This window comes from Streptomyces sp. JL2001 (genome assembly GCF_050917515.1).
Taxonomy (GTDB): domain Bacteria; phylum Actinomycetota; class Actinomycetes; order Streptomycetales; family Streptomycetaceae; genus Streptomyces.
Genome location: NZ_CP169421.1, coordinates 5,015,902 through 5,031,558, shown reverse-complemented (window position 1 = coordinate 5,031,558; position 15,657 = coordinate 5,015,902). Strand labels below are relative to the sequence as shown.

17 protein-coding genes are annotated in these 15,657 nt (G+C 72.1%); 12 read left to right on the top strand and 5 right to left on the bottom strand.

The features are described from left to right. The first annotated feature begins 262 nt into the window (after nt 1–262). The 3 genes from ACE1OA_RS22435 to ACE1OA_RS22425 all read left to right on the top strand — a co-directional run bounded on the left by ACE1OA_RS22435 (nt 263) and on the right by ACE1OA_RS22425 (nt 3,302). Nucleotides 263–1,282 carry an ice-binding family protein gene (locus ACE1OA_RS22435; protein WP_432753273.1) on the top strand — a complete coding sequence of 340 codons (1,020 nt, stop codon included), beginning with the start codon at nt 263–265 and terminating at the stop codon, nt 1,280–1,282. Nucleotides 1,283–1,603: 321 nt separating this feature from the next. Further along, complete coding sequence (locus ACE1OA_RS22430) at nt 1,604–2,188, top strand: DUF5819 family protein (protein WP_356598908.1); 585 nt, start codon at nt 1,604–1,606, stop codon at nt 2,186–2,188. Continuing rightward, nucleotides 2,175–3,302: an HTTM domain-containing protein gene (locus ACE1OA_RS22425; RefSeq protein ID WP_432753272.1), complete on the top strand. Its 1,128-nt coding sequence runs from the start codon at nt 2,175–2,177 to the stop codon at nt 3,300–3,302. Before ACE1OA_RS22430 ends, ACE1OA_RS22425 begins: the two co-directional genes overlap by 14 nt. 3 nt (nt 3,303–3,305) lie before the next feature. Here the strand turns inward: ACE1OA_RS22425 and ACE1OA_RS22420 are convergent, their stop codons facing one another. Then, nucleotides 3,306–3,704, bottom strand: coding sequence for a thiol-disulfide oxidoreductase DCC family protein (locus ACE1OA_RS22420; RefSeq protein WP_356598912.1), 399 nt, complete (start codon nt 3,702–3,704; stop codon nt 3,306–3,308). A 152-nt stretch (nt 3,705–3,856) separates the two neighbouring features. Further along, the gene (locus ACE1OA_RS22415; protein WP_386542718.1) at nt 3,857–4,426 is read right to left on the bottom strand and encodes a hypothetical protein; all 570 of its coding nucleotides are present in this window, start codon (nt 4,424–4,426) and stop codon (nt 3,857–3,859) included. A gap of 322 nt (nt 4,427–4,748) precedes the next feature. Between ACE1OA_RS22415 and ACE1OA_RS22410 the strand changes: the two genes are divergently transcribed. From ACE1OA_RS22410 to amaP, 5 genes are read left to right on the top strand one after another with little or no spacing between them, the layout of a single operon-like run. Beyond that, complete coding sequence (locus ACE1OA_RS22410) at nt 4,749–5,189, top strand: Asp23/Gls24 family envelope stress response protein (RefSeq protein WP_386542716.1); 441 nt, start codon at nt 4,749–4,751, stop codon at nt 5,187–5,189. Nucleotides 5,190–5,216: 27 nt separating this feature from the next. Further along, complete coding sequence (locus tag ACE1OA_RS22405) at nt 5,217–5,444, top strand: hypothetical protein (protein ID WP_356598918.1); 228 nt, start codon at nt 5,217–5,219, stop codon at nt 5,442–5,444. Next, nucleotides 5,441–5,884, top strand: coding sequence for an Asp23/Gls24 family envelope stress response protein (locus ACE1OA_RS22400; protein ID WP_432753271.1), 444 nt, complete (start codon nt 5,441–5,443; stop codon nt 5,882–5,884). The genes ACE1OA_RS22405 and ACE1OA_RS22400 overlap by 4 nt, the downstream gene beginning before the upstream one ends. Next, nucleotides 5,881–6,555, top strand: a complete 675-nt coding sequence (locus ACE1OA_RS22395; protein ID WP_432753270.1) for a DUF6286 domain-containing protein — start codon at nt 5,881–5,883, stop codon at nt 6,553–6,555. Before ACE1OA_RS22400 ends, ACE1OA_RS22395 begins: the two co-directional genes overlap by 4 nt. Before the next feature lie 11 nt (nt 6,556–6,566). Next, entirely contained in the window at nt 6,567–7,163 is a 597-nt protein-coding gene (gene amaP / locus ACE1OA_RS22390; protein ID WP_356777598.1) for an alkaline shock response membrane anchor protein AmaP, read from the top strand. Between the two features lie 199 nt (nt 7,164–7,362). Here amaP and ACE1OA_RS22385 read toward each other — a convergent pair whose 3' ends face one another. Continuing rightward, nucleotides 7,363–8,508 carry an RNA polymerase sigma factor gene (locus ACE1OA_RS22385; protein ID WP_356598928.1) on the bottom strand — a complete coding sequence of 382 codons (1,146 nt, stop codon included), beginning with the start codon at nt 8,506–8,508 and terminating at the stop codon, nt 7,363–7,365. Further along, entirely contained in the window at nt 8,505–8,912 is a 408-nt protein-coding gene (locus ACE1OA_RS22380; RefSeq protein WP_384866694.1) for a YciI family protein, read from the bottom strand. The genes ACE1OA_RS22385 and ACE1OA_RS22380 overlap by 4 nt, the downstream gene beginning before the upstream one ends. 239 nt (nt 8,913–9,151) lie before the next feature. Between ACE1OA_RS22380 and ACE1OA_RS22375 the strand changes: the two genes are divergently transcribed. Beyond that, the gene (locus ACE1OA_RS22375; protein ID WP_384866696.1) at nt 9,152–11,032 is read left to right on the top strand and encodes a TerD family protein; all 1,881 of its coding nucleotides are present in this window, start codon (nt 9,152–9,154) and stop codon (nt 11,030–11,032) included. Nucleotides 11,033–11,110: 78 nt separating this feature from the next. Here the strand turns inward: ACE1OA_RS22375 and ACE1OA_RS22370 are convergent, their stop codons facing one another. Further along, a complete protein-coding gene (locus tag ACE1OA_RS22370) occupies nt 11,111–11,947 on the bottom strand; it encodes a hypothetical protein (RefSeq protein ID WP_432753269.1) in 837 nt (278 codons plus the stop codon). Between the two features lie 286 nt (nt 11,948–12,233). On the opposite strand from ACE1OA_RS22370, the gene ACE1OA_RS22365 reads away from it, so the two are divergent. The 3 genes from ACE1OA_RS22365 (at nt 12,234) to ACE1OA_RS22355 (ending at nt 15,614) form a co-directional block, all read left to right on the top strand. After that, nucleotides 12,234–12,626 (top strand): TOBE domain-containing protein, encoded by a 393-nt coding sequence (locus ACE1OA_RS22365; protein WP_356598934.1) that lies wholly within the window; start codon nt 12,234–12,236, stop codon nt 12,624–12,626. A 103-nt stretch (nt 12,627–12,729) separates the two neighbouring features. Beyond that, nucleotides 12,730–13,545: a molybdate ABC transporter substrate-binding protein gene (gene modA, locus ACE1OA_RS22360; protein ID WP_432753268.1), complete on the top strand. Its 816-nt coding sequence runs from the start codon at nt 12,730–12,732 to the stop codon at nt 13,543–13,545. 80 nt (nt 13,546–13,625) lie between these two features. Further along, nucleotides 13,626–15,614, top strand: a complete 1,989-nt coding sequence (locus tag ACE1OA_RS22355) for an ABC transporter permease (RefSeq protein ID WP_432753267.1) — start codon at nt 13,626–13,628, stop codon at nt 15,612–15,614. Nucleotides 15,615–15,657: the final 43 nt, after the last annotated feature.

The following is a 15,657-nucleotide window of genomic DNA, read 5'->3' as shown; positions in this document are numbered from 1 at the left end:
ACCATTATCGTACGTTCCTTGATCCGTATCGGTTGATTCCGTCGACATGGATCGACCGAGGCATCGCCGAGATCAGGGCCTGCGTAAGGTGCCGCCGACACAAGAGGCGATTCCCTTCGACGAGGAACGCCGGACGCCACCACCCCATACAGGAGTTGGCTCCTTGATGACACTGAACATTCCCGATGCGCCACAACGGCGCACAATGACGGCCTAGATCGCGGGGGTACTCACCCTGCTGGTCGCTGTTGCCGTCGTCGCAGTGACTCCCACACGAGCAAATGCGGCAACTGCGGTCCCGTTGGGTACCGCGGCAAGCTTCGCGGTACTGGCCGGTTCGACGGTCACCAACGAAGGTAATTCTGTGGTCACCGGCGATGTCGGTGTATCTCCGGGTACCGCCGTTACGGGCTTCCCGCCCGGAACGGTGGTGGGCGGGACGATCTATGCAGGCGCGGCAGCCGCAGGAGCGAAGGCCGATCTTGGCACGGCGTACGACAACGCCTTCGGTCAGCCCACGGAATTCAACCTTTCCCCGGCACCCGTGACTCCCACGCTGGCCCCGGGTACCTACGCCGTCGAATCCGGCCTCCTGGTCAACGGGACCTGGACTCTGGACGCCCAGAACAATCCTGACGCGGTCTGGGTGTTCAAGGTTCCCGCGGGACTGACCACGGCAACCGGGAGCAGCATCGTCCTCCAGAACGGCGCCCAGGCGTGCAACGTGTTCTGGGTGACCGACGAATCGGCGACGCTGGGGTCCGGTTCAACCTTCGTGGGCACCCTCATGGCGCTCACCTCGATCACTGTCAACAGTGGGGCGACGATCCAGGGCCGTGTGCTGGCCCGCACCGCGGCCGTGACGCTGAACAACAACGTGATCACCAGGCCGGTGTGTGAGAACACCACCACCACGACCACGGGCGACGCCGCCACCACCACGACCACGGGCGACGCCGCGACGGGCGACGCCGCCACCACCACGACCACCGGCGACGCCGCCACCACCACGACCACCGGCGACGCCGCCACCACCGGCGACGCCGCAACCACGGGTGACGCCGCCACCACGGGTGACGCTGCCACCACCGGCGACGCCGCGACCACGGGCGACGCCGCGACCACGGGCGACGCCGCCACCGGCGACGCCGCCACGGGCGGGCACGACACCGGCGGGCACGACACGGGCGGCCACGACACCGGCTACGGCACGGGCGGATACGGCGACTGCGCCTGCGACTCCCCCGCGAAGCCGGGGAAGCCCGGCCACCACAAGCCGTAGCAGTCCGGCCGGCGCAACAGGCCGGATAGGCACAACGTGCACGAGGCGCACGTTCCGCGCCGAGTGTGAGACGGGTGGTGCGCGGCGGATCGTCATCAAGTTCCGTCGCGCGCCGCCTGCGGAAGCGGGAGCAGCAGGTGCGAACAGTCAGGATGGGAAGGACCGGGTGGGGCCGTGCTGAGCGGTGCTGAGTCGACAAACGTGAAGTATCCGCAGCGGACCGGCGCTGAGCCGGCAGCGCAGGACGGCGGCGGGGGGCCGGGTGGCACCCGTGAGAACTCAGGGCCACCCCGCCCGTTGAGCGCTGCCACAGGAGCCGCGGTGGCCCTGTGCCTGGCGGTGACCCTGGTCCACGTACTCCTGGTGTTTCTGTACGTGGCGCCTCCGAATGCCATTTCGAGGGCGTACAGCCGGCAGGTCAACGCGTGGGTCCGGCCCGTGTTCGAGCAGAACTGGCGGCTCTTCGCCCCGAATCCCCAGTCCGTCAACCGGCAGATCTCGGCGAGGGTCAAGCAGACGGCACCGGACGGCACCGCACGGGTGAGTGGCTGGATCGATCTGACCGCCGCGGACGACTCCGCCGTCAAACACAACGTCTTCCCGAGCCACACGGCACAGAACATGCTGCGCCAGGCCTGGAATTCGTACCTCAAGACGCACGGCAGCGACAACAAGCCGCGCTCGGAGCGGGCTCTGATGATCGAGAAGTACCTGCGCAACATCGCAGCAGAGCGCGTCGCCGCCCAGCACGGCGGCACCTTCGACTCCATCCAGCTGCGGGTGATCTCGCGGCCCATCGCCGCGCCCGACGCAGCGGCTGCATCCCGCCCGGCCGCGGCGACACCGACGCGGGCCGAAACCCGGTATCTGCCCTGGTGGAAGGTGGCCTCGCATGCAACGAACTGAGCAAGAGCCGGTCGCGGCGCCGAAAGCGTCGGGTCGTACCACCGAGCGGGCCGCTGTGCTCGTGACCCAGCGCGTACTCGGCCGGGTCCACGCGTTCCTCGTCCTCCTGACCGAGCGGCCGGTGTCTCTGTATGCGGCGGCCGTGCTGCGCATCGGGTACGGGCTGCTCTATCTCGTCTTCCTGCTCCGCGAGTTCCCACACCGCGACGAGATGTGGGGCCCGGGGTCACCGTGGACGCCCACGCTGGCCAGGCAGCTGTTCGACCAGAGCGGGTGGGCCAGCATTCTCACCCTGTCCGACAGCCGGGTGTACTTCGAGGTCTGCTACGCCGTGGCCCTGGTCACGTGTGCGCTGTTCCTGCTGGGCTGGCGGACGCGGGCGATGTCCGTGCTGTTCGCGGTCGTGGTGGTGTCCTTCCACGCCAGGGCGCTCTTCATGGCGGACGGCGGGGACAATCTCATGGTCCTCATGGCTGTGTACCTGGTGTTCACCGCGTGCGGCCGGCGCTGGTCCCTCGACGCCCGCAGGGCCCGGCTCCAGGCGTCGGCGGGCGAAACGTCAGACCCGCGGGGCGGCCGTCTCCGGCACCATCTCGGGGACGCCCGCGTCGTCTTGACCACGGTGATGCACAACTGCGGGATGTTCGTCATCGCCGCCCAGGTCTGCTTCCTCTACGGATGCGCGGGCCTGTACAAGGTCCAGGGTCCCAGGTGGGGAGATGGCACCGCCCTCCACTACGTCCTGAACATCGACCTGTTCCGGCCCTGGCCCGAGCTGTCTCAGGTGGTCGCCGGCCAGCACCTGCTGATCGCCGTCGTCGGCTATCTGACGGTGCTGGTGCAGGTCGCCTTTCCGTTCGTCCTGTTCGGCAGGATCAAATACCCCGTGCTGATCCTTCTGTTGGGCATGCACGTGAATATCGCGGTGCTCATGGGACTGCCACTCTTCTCCGGCGCGATGATCGTCGCGGATGCCGCGTTCCTGCCGGACCGCTTCTACCGAGCCCTGGGAAGGCTGGGACGGCGTACTTTCCAGCGCGCGGGGGGCGTGGGAGCGAAAGCCCCGGTCGGGACAGCGCCCGCTGCGGTGCCGCCGCAGCCCTCGGCGGAGTAGAGGTCAGCGGTCCGGGTTCCCTCGCATGTGGGCGGGAAGAGAGCAGGTGGCTGTGCCGCCCGGCATGCGATGGCGGTTCCTCGCGACTACCCGGTAGACACCCAGTGCCATCCAGTTGACAGGCGGCACCCGAAGAGCAAAGCCGAGCCACCACCAGCGCCTTCGTCCGCACATCAGCACTGCGGACAGGGCGCGTGGTCCACCGTGGACCTTGCCGCCGGCAGGACTGATCCAGAGGACCTCGCGGTCGGCTCTGGCTTCGGTGACGTCCAAGGCGGCGAGGTCGGCGTACTGCCAGGGGACGAATTGCACACGCGGCTGGATGATGCGCCGAACCATCTCGACTGTTCTGCCACAGAAACCGCAGTCCCCGTCGAACAACAGAACCGGCTCGCTCGCCATCTGGACTCCACTCCTCGACGTGCCGCGCTGAAGAACTTCAGTGTGCGGCGATCAACGCCGATCGACGGGGCAACACGACCTACCGGGCCCTGCCGATCCGGCTGCGCCCGGTCTCCGGGGGGCGCACGACCGCGCGGACCGCAGGACAGTCCTCAGGCGGCGACTTCTGTGACGAGGACGGCCACGGTCGCCGGCCCGCGGGTGTCACCGGTGGGTACGGCGGTCACGGCCGTCCGGACGGCACGGGCGACTTCCAGGGGATGGTGTCCGGGCGCTACGGCGAGCTGGATCTGCACGTGCCGGCCCGGCGGATCGTCCTGTTCCTCCACCCTGACCGGGCGGCCTCCCAGCGGGGCCGTGAGGCGGGCGACGCCCGGCACGGCCGACGCGACGTCGGCCAGCTTCCCGCCAGGCCCCCGCAGGGGTTCTCTTTCGGCCGAGGAGGCAGAGCTTCGCGCGGGCGGGGCTTTCGACGGGGGCTCCTCCGGGCCTTCGTGGAGATCGGTGAGGCTCAGGTCGACTGCCACGGCGGTCAGGCCGAGCCGTTCAGCGGCCCCGTCGAGCAGCGTCGTCCTCAACTGTTCGGCGGCCTGCTGTACCGGTTGCGTCAGGGATGCGGTGAAGGCGGCCTCGATCCTGAGCGGGCCCGGCGGTAGTGCGCTGGCCGGCGGGCGGACGGCCGGTTCGGCCACGGGCTCGCGCGGTGCCGCTCCGATGCGCATGCGACCCAGTCTGACCCCGGGAATGTCGCCGGCCGTAGGCCAGAGGGCCCGGACGGCCGCTTGCTCGGTGATCCATGTCCCGTCGTCGGGCCCTCCGAGCGGGAGCAGTCGGCCCAGGTCGAGCTGGCCGCGTACGGCCCGCGTCCACGCCTCGGTCTTCACCGGTCCACCCTCTCCCACGCTCGTTCCTGGAGCCGCGCCGGAACGCTCGTGGCGCCCGTCCGGCCGCCTCGGCGCGCGGTCCCATTTCACCCAAAAAGAGCTATAAAATTAGGATAAAGCCAAGATTGCCAGGTGTACCCCTTCAGGGAGGAATGGCCTGATGAGTGAGAACTCCGGCGTCAAGCATGGTGGCGCGCCCGGCTCTCGTGGCCGGACGACCATCGCCGATGTAGTGGTGGAGAAGATCGCCGGAATCGCGGCGCGGGACGTGCCCGGCGTTCATGCTCTGGGCAGCGGATTCTCGCGCTCGATGGGGTCCATGCGGGAGCGGATGCCCGGCGCCGGTAGCGGCAAGTCCGTCACCCGCGGGGTCAGCGTCGAGGTGGGAGAGGTGCAGGCGGCCATCGATCTGGAGATCGTCGTCGACTACGGCGTCTCCATCACGGACGTGGCCGGTGCCGTACGGGAGAACGTGATCTCCGCAGTGGAGCGGTTGGCCGGGCGAGAGGTCGTGGAAGTCAACATCACGGTCAGTGATGTGAAACTGCCCGACGAGGAGGACGAAGAGGACGAAGGGGATGGGCGGCAGCGGCTGCAGTAGCCCGGCGACTGAGTGAAGGAGCGCGTGATGAGCAGAGCCGTGGTGGGTCTGATCGCCGGAATGGCACTGGGTTTCGCCGCGTACTTCGGTGGCTTCTGGGCCTTCCTGCTGGTGCTGGCGCTGGGTGCCGTCGGACTTGTGGTCGGACTGCTGGCGGAGGGTGATCTCGAACCGGGTTACTTCGTCCGCCGCCGGGACGACCAGGAACGGATTCGCGATGACCAGCGCCGGGCTCGGAGAGACTGGCGGCAGTGACCAGGCAAGCCGATCGGCGCCCGGCCGTCCCCCGCGGGGAGCGGGGAGCGACCACGGTGTCCGACCGGGTCGTCGCGAAGATCGCCGCCCAGGTGGCGCGCGAGGCGCTGAGTCGGTTCACCGAGTCGGCCGGCCAGGTGCCTCCCGGTCGCCGGACGCCCCACGTGACGGCGTCCGTACGGCGGGCACCGGAGCGGAACGGGGAGGGGCGGGAAGGCGATCCTGCCGAGAGTCGGCCGATGCTCGGCGAGGTCCGGGCGCGGATCGCCGTGGAGCTGGGCTATCCGTCGGACATCGGGGCTCAGTGCGCTGCGGTGCGCCGAGAGGTCGCCGAACGGCTCGCGGCATGGGCCGGCATGGACGTGTCCCACCTCGTGGTGTCGGTCGAGGGGCTGCACTCGGTTCACTCGCGGCATGGAGACCTGGAGCGGGTGACATGAGCGCGAACACGCAGCCGAACGGCGACAGCGCCCTTCCCCCCGATCCGGAAGAGCCGACTTCCTCCACGGCGGAACAAGACCCCGGCACGGCACAGCCCAGCCGGGAATCGGGCAGGTCACCGCGCCGCTTCTGGTCCTCGCGGCGCATCCCCGCGATCATCGTGGCCCTGGTGTCCGTCGCAGCCACGGGCCTGCTCCTCTACGACGTGGTGTCGGTGCGGGCCGGCCAACCCGGGATGGCCTGGCGACGGCAGCTCGCCGATGAGCTGGCCACACGGCCCTTGGACGACGTCTGGGTGATCGTCGGAGCCGCGGTGGCCATGGCCCTCGGACTGTGGCTGTTCCTGCTGGCGGTGACGCCAGGGCTGCGCAGGCTGCTTCCCATGCGCAGGCTTCCCGACACCGAAGGAACGGGGGAGGTCCACGCCGGCCTCGACCGCCGCGCGGCCGCCCTGCTCCTGCGTGACCGAGCCATGCGGGTGTCCGGCGTCCAGTCGGCTCGGGTCGATGTGGGGCGCCGGAAGGTCAAAGCCCAGGCGCAGGTGCATTTCCGTGATCTCGACCAGGTACGCGCGGACCTCGATGCCGCGCTGGGCGAAGCCGTGACGACCCTGGGTCTCGCCCGGCAGCCCACGCTGTCCGTGCGCGTCCGCCGCCCGAAGAAACGGTGAGGTCGATCCCGATGCTCAAGACGGTGAACCGGGTCCTGCTGGGCCTGCTCGGCCTCGGGCTGTTCGCCCTGGGCGGCGGCGTGCTGCTGGGCGGCCTGGATCTGCAGCGCCACTGGGATTTCGACGTGCCCGGCTGGTGGCCCTTCCGCGGCCCGGCCGACGTCGTGCTGGGCGTCGAAGGGCGCACCCGCTGGCGGGAGGAAGACTGGTGGTGGCCGGCCGTCATCGCGGCGCTCGCCGTACTGTTGCTGCTCTTCCTGGGCTGGCTTGTCGCGCAACTGCGCAAAGACCGGCTGGACCACGTCCTCATCGACACCGGAGACGGTGCAGCGGCCCAACTCGACGGCCGCGCCCTGGAGGATGCGATCGAGGAGGAGGCGCAGGCCCTGGACGGCGTCTCGCGGGCCGACGTCCGGCTCAGGGGCAGCCGCACTGCCCCCGTCGCGCGAGTGCGGCTGCGACTGGAGCCTCACGCGCAACCCGAGCGGACCCTGGTACGACTCAGCCGTGAAACGCTCGCACGGGCACGGGACTCGGCCGGCCTTGACCTCCTTCCGTCGAAGGTCACCCTCCGGGAAGTCCGCCACGGCGCCCATCGCGTCGACTAGGGGGTGTCTTGCCGATCAGGCCGGGTCAGTGAGCGGTGTCCTGGGGCTTCGGATCCAAGGCGGAGGAGAGAGGCATGGCGGAGCCATGACGACCGACGACAACGCCGGAGACGGCGTCGCAGGACACCGCGAGCCCGGCAAGATCGGCAAGACGCCCCCTCGGTCTGTCCGGGCGATCTTCGAGGACAGGACCCGCCGGTCAACCGCGCAGCCGCGCGTTGAGCCGGGCCGCCTGCCGGGTGAGGTGGTCGCGCTCCGGGAGGTTGGGCGCGGACCGGGCGGCCTGGGCGTAGAGGCGTGCCGCGGTCACCGCGTCACCGTCCCGCTCGTGCAGGTGGGCCGCGACGGCGGCGTGCCGTGGCAGGGACGGGTCGAGGCCCTCCAGCGCGGCGAGGCCGGCCCGCGGGCCGTCGGCCTCGCCCACCGCGACGGCACGGTTGAGCCGGGCCACCGGGTTGTCGGTGAGACGCAGCAGTTCGTCGTACCACTCGACGATCTGCACCCAGTCGGTCTCCTCGGCCGTACGGGCGTCGGCGTGGAGCGCGGCGACGGCCGCCTGGGCCTGGAACTCGCCCAGGCGATCGCGGGCGAGGGCGGCCTGCAGCACCTCGACGCCCTCGGTGATCAGTCGGGTGTCCCACAGACCGCGGTCCTGCTCGGCGAGCGGCACGAGCCTGCCGTCGGGGCCGGTCCGGGCCGGGCGCCGGGCGTGGTGGAGCAGCATCAGGGCCAGCAGGCCCGCGACCTCCTCGTGGGGGTACCTGACCGCCAGTTGGCGAGTGAGCCGGATCGCCTCGGCGGACAGGTCGACGTCGCCGGAGTAGCCCTCGTTGAAGACCAGATAGAGCACGCGCAGCACCGTGGCCACGTCACCGGGCCGGTCGAACCGGACGCCGGAGACGGTCCGCTTGGCCCTGCTGATCCGCTGGGCCATGGTCGCCTCCGGCACGAGGTAGGCCTGCGCGATCTGGCGCGTGGTCAGACCGCCGACCGCGCGCAGCGTGAGCGCGACGGCCGAGGCCGGCGTCAGGGACGGGTGCGCGCACAGGAAGTACAGCTGCAGCGTGTCGTCCAGCGCCTCGCCCGGGTCGGGCGTGGGCTCGGCCTCGACCAGCTCCTCCCGCCGGCGCCGCGAGGTGTCGGCGCGGACGGCGTCGAGGAACTTGCGCCAGGCCACCGTGACCAGCCAGCCCTTGGGATCCCGCGGAGCGTCGTCCGGCCACCCTCGCACGGCCTCGACCAGGGCTTCCTGCACGGCGTCCTCGGCCGCCGCGAAGTCGGCTCCGCGACGGACGAGAACACCGATCACCGCGGGTACCAGCTCCCGGAGCAGCGACTCGTTCACTCGGTGGCCGTGGGCTGCACGCCGTAGAACGGGCGCAGTTCGAGCCACTCGTGGATCGGCTTCCCGCCCGCGCCCGGAGCCGCGGACAGCTCGCCCGCCAGCTCGATCGCGCGCTCGTAGGTCTCGACGTCGATCACCATCCAGCCGGCGATCAGGTCCTTGGTCTCCGCGAACGGGCCGTCGGTGACCGGCGGCCGGCCCTCGCCGTCGTAGCGGACGAACGTGCCCTCCGGGGAGAGCGCCTGGCTGTCGACGAACTCGCCGGTGCCTTCGAGCCGAGCGGCGAAGTCACGCATGTACTGCAGGTGGGCCGAGACCTCCTCCGGCTCCCACTGGTCCATCGGCACGTCGTTGACCGATGCCGGCGCGCCCCGGTAGTGCTTGAGCAGCAGGTACTTGGCCATCGTCTTCTCCTTGCTGAGGTACGGCCCATTGTGGCCGTGTTCCGCTCCTGGGACGGAGCCGCGCGCGGGTTCTCGACATCCCCTCGCGAAAATCTCCGGCGGACTTCGAGAACCCGTGCCGCCGGCCGGATCGCACGCGTCGGCGGCCCGAAGTCCCGGGGGGCGAACTCTCCGGAGAACCAGGGACAAATCGGCATTCAGGTTGAACCGGCAACCACGTCCGGATCATCCTTACCGTCATGCTTCCCGTAGCCCTCGCGCTCGACGTGTCACACCTGCCCGACTACGCGTACGACTGGGCCTTGGTCGACGTCGAGACGTCCGGTCTGGTAGCCCGGCGTGACCGGGTCCTTTCGATCGCGGTGCTGACCTTCGGGCCGGACGGGACGCCGACCGGCGAGTACTCCACGCTGCTGGACCCGGGCTGCGACCCCGGCCCCGTGCACATCCACGGTCTGACCGCGGAGCGGCTGCGCGGCGCCCCGACGTTCGAGCAGGTCGCCGGGCGGATCGGCGCGCTCCTGCAGGACCGCGTGATGGTGGCCCACAACGCGCAGTTCGACTACGACTTCCTCGCCCACGAGTTCGCCCGCGCCCGGCTCCATCTCCCCGTCACCCAGCGCCTGTGCACCCTTGCCTTGAACCGGCGTGTCGAGCCGCCCGGCGCCGGCCTCAGCCTGGCGTCCTTGGCCGCCCACTACGGCGTGCCGCAGACCAGGGCTCATGATGCCCTGGACGACACGCGCGTCCTCGCGGGGATCTTCCGGGCCTCCCTCTCGGAAGCCGCGCGGCTGGACCTCCCGCTGCCGCTGGTGCCCTGCCCGCCCCGGCAGGATCCGCGGTTCGCGCCGAATCCGCCGAAGACTCCGTGCGCGTACCGCAACCCGGGCCGCCCGGCGCCCGGCGGCCCGCTCGTCCAGGGCATGAAGATCGCCATCACGGGCGAGACCACGACCTCCCGGGCCGAGTTGGTGGCCCGGGCCGTCGCCGCCGGCCTGAACGTGATGTCGTCGGTCAGCCGGCACACCAGCGCCCTCGTCACCAACGACACTGCCTCCGGCTCGGCGAAGGCACGACGCGCCCTCGCCGAGGGCGTCCCGGTCCTCGACGAACGCGCCTTCCTCGATCTGCTGGGCGACGTACGCCCTGGTACGCCTCACGAGAAGCAGCCGTCGCAGACATCCGCGGCAGCGGCGCCGCAGGCGCCCGTCGCGCCCCCGGCAGAAGAGGCGTCGCCGGCACCCCTCCCGACCTCGCCTGCGGCGACGGTGGACGGGCACGTCATGGGCGTGCCGGCGCCCCGGCAGGCCGAGACCGCACGCTCCGCCCGCCCGTTCGGGCGACGACGGATCCTCGTCCTGGGCGGCACCCACGAGGAGGCGTCCGCCGCCCGGGCCCGAGTCGTCGAGCTGGGCGGCGCCGCCGCCATCAACCTGTCGGCGAGCGTCACCGACGTCGTGCTCTTCCCCGGGGGCGACCGCGACCGCCGCATGACCCGCATCACCACGCTGGGGCTGCCGGTCCACGCGCCGGTGTGGCTCGGAGCCCCCACCCCCGAGGAACCCGGAGTCGGCGCCCGGGACGACGCGACGGCCGACGTCCTGCCGCGCGGCGGAGTCGTCGACCTTCCCGCCCTCCCCGCCGGCGGCCACTGGCACGTGGGTGCCTCCTGGGCGCAGCAGACGAACTGCGAGATCGACGTCGTCGCGTTCGTCCTCGACGAGGACGAGCAGGTATCCAGCGATGGGGACTTCGTCTTCTACGGCGCGCCGGAGAGCCCCGACGGATCCGCCCGCCTGCTCTGCGACGGCCCGACCGAGCAGACCATTGCCGTCGATCTCGCCGCGCTCCCTCCCGGCGCCCGCCGGGTCGCCGTCGCCGCCGCGATCGACGGAGCCGCCACCTTCGGTGGCGTGGGAGCCGTGCAGATCACCCTCGCGTCCGGCGTCGACGCTCCGCCCACGGCCCAGGCCACCCTGGACGCCGCCACCAGCGAACGCACTCTGCTCCTGGCAGAGATCTACCGCCGTGGCCCGCTGTGGCGCTTCCGCGCCGTCGGCCAGGGCTACGACCACGGGCTGGAGGCTCTCGTACGCGGATACGGCGTCGACGTGGCGTAGGCCTCGCCCGGGCGGGGAGTCCAAGCCGGACCCCCCGCACTCGGCCCGATGTCCCGGGGCGCGCGTCCCGCCGTCCGGTCAGTCCTCGTAGGCCCGGGCCACGAGTCTGCGGGCGGCCTGCGGGGCGATGCGCAGGGAGAATCCGTGGTTCGCGGCGACGGCCCGGGTGTGGTCCGCGGAGAGGGAGCCGTGCCGTTCGAGGGTCAGGGCGGGCGGCTTCGAGCCGCCGTCCCCGGGCACGTGGTGGAAGGACAGCACCGTCGTCGACGTCAGCGCGTGATGGGGGTGCCGGCGGCGGGCGGCCGCCTCGTCGTCGTGGCCGAGGACGCGGACGCCCGACTCGTGGCCGAACTCCGCGAGCACCCCGGCGGCCCGCCAGTGGGCCGGCTCGTGCGCCGCCCCCGTCAGGTGCCGCGAGCGGTTCACCGAGGTGATGGAGAGGAACCGCGTGCTCGTCCGCTCCAGCGCCGCGGCGAGGAACGCGTTGGACGGGCACCGGTAGCCGGGGCCGATCAGCTGAACGGTGGGCATCCCGTCCCGGACGACCGTCAGATGCGGCGGAACGCGCGTCGCCGCGGGGCCGCGGAAGCCGAACGGACCGAGCAGGAAGAGCTCTTCGACGAGGTCCTCGATCTGCCGGCGCGGCAGCTGCGGGGGCAGCAGGCTCCAGTCGAAGACGGACCGGACCTGCTCGCGGACGGTGGTGACGCTAGCGGCCTGCTCGGCCGGGCGGCCCTTCATCCGGTTGACCCGCTCGACGACGGCCCGGTCGGCACGCGCGGTGAGGGCGTAGAAGTTGCCGAACCCGTGCGCCACCGCGCACCCCTCGGCCAGGCCCCCGACCGCTCTCCGTACGTCTCCGGCATCGCCCAGAGCCGGCACCTCGGCCGCCGTGTTCGTGCGCGGTCCGTTCACCATCCACCTCCACAGCTTGATCGTTACGACCGGGCAACGAGGTGGCACGGTCCCGGTCACCCCGCCGGAAGGGGGGTGGTCGGGACGGGGGCTCCGGCGACACGAGCGGGGGCCGCCGCCGTGCGGGACGCGACGCGGGCCGGGGGCGCCCGGAGCCCCGCTCCGTCCACCCGTCGAGACGCCCGGTGCCGCCTTTCGTCCGTTCCTCCGAGAGAACTCGCATCCACGATGGACGGACGCACAGACTTGTTGCAGATGCCAGCCGGATCGCTCTACGGTGACGCACATGCAGTCCTACACCATCGGGCAGGCGGCCCGTCTGCTCGGCGTCAGCCCCGACACCGCTCGTCGCTGGGCGGACGCCGGCCGGGTCGCGACCCATCGCGACGAGAGCGGCCGCCGGCTGATCGACGGGCGGGCGCTGGCAGCCTTCTCCGTGGAGATCGCCCAGAGCGGCACCGAGGAGGACGCGTCCTACACCTCGGCGCGCAACGCCTTCCCGGGCATCGTCACCGCGGTCAAGCTCGGCGACGTCGCCGCACAGGTCGAGATCCAGGCCGGGCCCCACCGCCTCGTCTCGCTCCTCACCCGTGAGGCCGTCGAGGAGCTGGGACTCGAAGTCGGCATGCAGGCCACCGCCCGCGTGAAGTCGACCAGCGTGCACATCGACCGCACCTGAACCCCTCGCGCACCACGAGCGGCGGCGCCCGTCACCGACGCGGCTCGATCTCTTCCGCGCCGGACGGCATCCGCCGGCCACGTCCCCAAGGAGTTCCGCCGCCATGCCCTTCACCCCGACCCTCACCGGACGTCGTGCCGCGGCCGCCGCCCTGACGGCCGCCCTGCTCGTGCCGCTGGCCGCCTGCGGCGACGGCGACACCAAGGAGGACGCCGCCGGCTCCCGGCCGTCCGCCTCCGCGAGCGGAGCGCCCGCCGCGCAGCTCACGGTGCTCGCCGCCGCGTCCCTGACGGACGTCTTCAAGGCCGCGGGCGCCGCGTACGAGAAGACGCACCCCGGCACGGGGATCACCTTCTCCTTCGCCGGCTCCCAGGAGCTCGTCGCCCAGGTCGCGCAGGGCTCCCCGGCCGACGCGCTGGTCACCGCCGACACCAAGAGCATGGACAAGGTGAAGGCGGACACCGGGACCCCGACCGTCATCGCGAGGAACCGGCTCGTCATCGCCACCGGCGAGGGCAACCCGCACAAGGTCGACGAGCTGAAGGACCTGGCCGACACCAGGCTGAAGGTCGTCCTGGCCGCGCCCGAGGTGCCCGCCGGCAAGTACAGCAAGAAGATCCTGGACGCCCAGAAGATCACGGTGAAGCCGGTCTCCCAGGAGCCGAACGTCCGCGCCGTGCTCAGCAAGGTCGAACTCGGCGAGGCCGACGCCGGTCTCGTCTACAAGACCGACGCCGCGTCCGCCGCGGACAAGGTCGACGCGGTGGAGATCCCGGACGCGCAGAACGCGATCGCCGCCTACCCGGCCGCCACACTGAAGGAGTCCGCGAACGCCGAGGCGGCGGCCGCCTTCGTGGCGTGGCTGTCCTCGCCGGAGGCGCAGAAGATCCTCCAGGACGCCGGCTTCCAGCGCCCGTAGCCCCCGGATCGCAGGCGGCTGCCCGTCCCGGGGGGAATGGGCAGCCCCCCGCACCACCTCCCCCGACCCAGGGAGCATCGATGAGACGAGCAGGCGTTCGTACGCCGGGCCCGCGCGTGCCGGTCACGCTGGCGCTCCCCGCGCTGGTGGCCGTGGCGTTCCTGCTGCTCCCGCTGGCCGGCATCCTCGTACGCACCCAGTGGAGCGAGCTGGCCGGCCATCTCGGCGCGCCGGGCACGCTGCGGGCGCTGCGCCTGTCGCTGCTGGTGTCGTTCTGGGCGCTCGGTCTCTCGCTGGTCCTGGGCGTGCCGCTGGCCTGGCTGCTGGCCCGGGTGTCCTTCCCGGGCAAGACGGTCGTCCGCTCCCTCGTCCTGCTGCCCATGGTGCTGCCGCCCACGGTCGGCGGTGTCGCGCTGCTGCTGGCCTTCGGGCGGCGCGGGCTGCTCGGCCCCTGGCTGGAGGACACCTTCGGCGTCACGCTCCCGTTCCACACCTCCGGCGCCGTGCTCGCCGCGACCTTCGTGGCGATGCCCTTCCTCGTCATCAGCCTCGAAGGGGCGCTCGGCGGACTGCGCCCGCGGTACGAGGAGACGGCGGCCTCGCTCGGAGCCTCACCGGTCCGGGTCTTCTTCACCGTCACCCTGCCCATGGTCGCGCCCGGCCTGATCGCGGGCGCCGCGCTCACCTGGGCCCGGGCCCTCGGCGAGTTCGGCGCGACGATCACCTTCGCGGGGAACCTGCCCGGCACCACACAGACCCTGCCGCTCCAGGTCTACCTGCTGCTCCAGGAGGAGCCGGAGGCCGCCACCTCCGTCTCCCTGCTGCTCCTGGTGATCGCCATGGCCGTGCTCATCGCCCTGCGCGGCCGGTGGACCGGTACCCCCGCCGGTCGCGAGCGGCGCGCGAAGGACCCGGCGGACCCGGGCGGCGCGGGCGGCCCGGAGAGCGGAGCCCCGGGCGCTCCCGGACCGCTCGGGATCCCCCTCGCGAAGACGGGCGGTGTCGAGGCGGCCGGCCCCGCCGAGCCCGCGGCGCGCTGGCCGCTGCACGCCGAGGTCACGGGCTTCACCCGCCTGACACTGGACGCCGAGCCGGGCACGACGATCGCCGTCGTCGGCCCCAACGGCGCGGGCAAGACCACCCTGCTGCGCGCTCTGCTCGGCCTCACCCCCCGCGCCCACGCCGTCCTGCGGCTCGGCGGCGCCGATGTCACCGAACTGCCGCCGCACCGCCGTCGGGTCGCGTGGGTGCCGCAGGACGGCGCCCTCTTCCCCCACATGACGGCGCTGGCGAACACCGCGTACGGGCTGCGCGTTCAGGGCGTACGCCGCGGAGAAGCCCGGCGGACCGCACAGGACTGGCTCGACCGGCTCGGCGTGGGTCACCTGGCCCACCGCCGGCCCGCCCAGCTCTCCGGCGGCCAGGCCCAACGCGTCGCCCTGGCCCGCGCGCTGGCCGCCCGTCCCCGGCTCCTGGTGCTCGACGAACCGCTCGCCGCGCTCGACCAGACCACCCGCGCCCACGTCCGCCACACGCTGCGCACCCATCTCCGGCGTTTCGGCGGCGTCTGCCTGATCGTCACCCACGACCCCGTCGAGGCCGTCTCCCTCGCGGACCGTGTCCTCGTACTCGACGAGGGCCGGGCCCTCCAGGACGCCCCGCCGGCCGAGGTCAGCCGCCATCCCCGCTCGCCCTGGGTCGCGCGCATGCTGGGCCGCAACGCCTGGCCCGGCACCGCCACCGCCGACGGGCTGGCGCCGACCGGCGGCGGCACCCTCGTCACCGCCGACCCGCTGCCGCCGGGCACGGACGCCCTCGCCGTCATCGCGCCGGAGGCCGTCGCGCTCCACCGCGAGAAGCCGGGCGGCAGCCCCCGCAACGTCTGGCCGGGCACTGTGCGGGAGATCACCGCGAGCGGCAGCCGCCTCCGGATCCTCGTCACCTCGCCGAACGCGCCGGACCTCGTCGCCGAGATCACCCCGCAGGCCGCCGCCGAACTCGGCCTCGCCGAGGGCACGCCCGTGTGGACCAGCGTCAAGGCGACCGAGACGACGCTCGTCGCGCTCTGACGGCGGGGCGCGGAGCCGGGGGACCGGGTGCCGCCCCGGTGCC

Excerpts from the sequence above, each read along its gene's own strand:
- ACE1OA_RS22425 (WP_432753272.1), top strand. The coding sequence starts at position 2,175 with ATGCAACGAACTGAGCAAGAGCCGGTCGCGGCGCCGAAAGCGTCGGGT.
- ACE1OA_RS22420 (WP_356598912.1), bottom strand. The coding sequence starts at position 3,704 with ATGGCGAGCGAGCCGGTTCTGTTGTTCGACGGGGACTGCGGTTTCTGT.
- ACE1OA_RS22415 (WP_386542718.1), bottom strand. The coding sequence starts at position 4,426 with ATGCGCATCGGAGCGGCACCGCGCGAGCCCGTGGCCGAACCGGCCGTC.
- ACE1OA_RS22410 (WP_386542716.1), top strand. The coding sequence starts at position 4,749 with ATGAGTGAGAACTCCGGCGTCAAGCATGGTGGCGCGCCCGGCTCTCGT.
- ACE1OA_RS22405 (WP_356598918.1), top strand. The coding sequence starts at position 5,217 with ATGAGCAGAGCCGTGGTGGGTCTGATCGCCGGAATGGCACTGGGTTTC.
- ACE1OA_RS22395 (WP_432753270.1), top strand. The coding sequence starts at position 5,881 with ATGAGCGCGAACACGCAGCCGAACGGCGACAGCGCCCTTCCCCCCGAT.
- amaP (WP_356777598.1), top strand. The coding sequence starts at position 6,567 with ATGCTCAAGACGGTGAACCGGGTCCTGCTGGGCCTGCTCGGCCTCGGG.
- ACE1OA_RS22380 (WP_384866694.1), bottom strand. The coding sequence starts at position 8,912 with ATGGCCAAGTACCTGCTGCTCAAGCACTACCGGGGCGCGCCGGCATCG.
- ACE1OA_RS22375 (WP_384866696.1), top strand. The coding sequence starts at position 9,152 with ATGCTTCCCGTAGCCCTCGCGCTCGACGTGTCACACCTGCCCGACTAC.
- ACE1OA_RS22365 (WP_356598934.1), top strand. The coding sequence starts at position 12,234 with ATGCAGTCCTACACCATCGGGCAGGCGGCCCGTCTGCTCGGCGTCAGC.
- modA (WP_432753268.1), top strand. The coding sequence starts at position 12,730 with ATGCCCTTCACCCCGACCCTCACCGGACGTCGTGCCGCGGCCGCCGCC.
- ACE1OA_RS22355 (WP_432753267.1), top strand. The coding sequence starts at position 13,626 with ATGAGACGAGCAGGCGTTCGTACGCCGGGCCCGCGCGTGCCGGTCACG.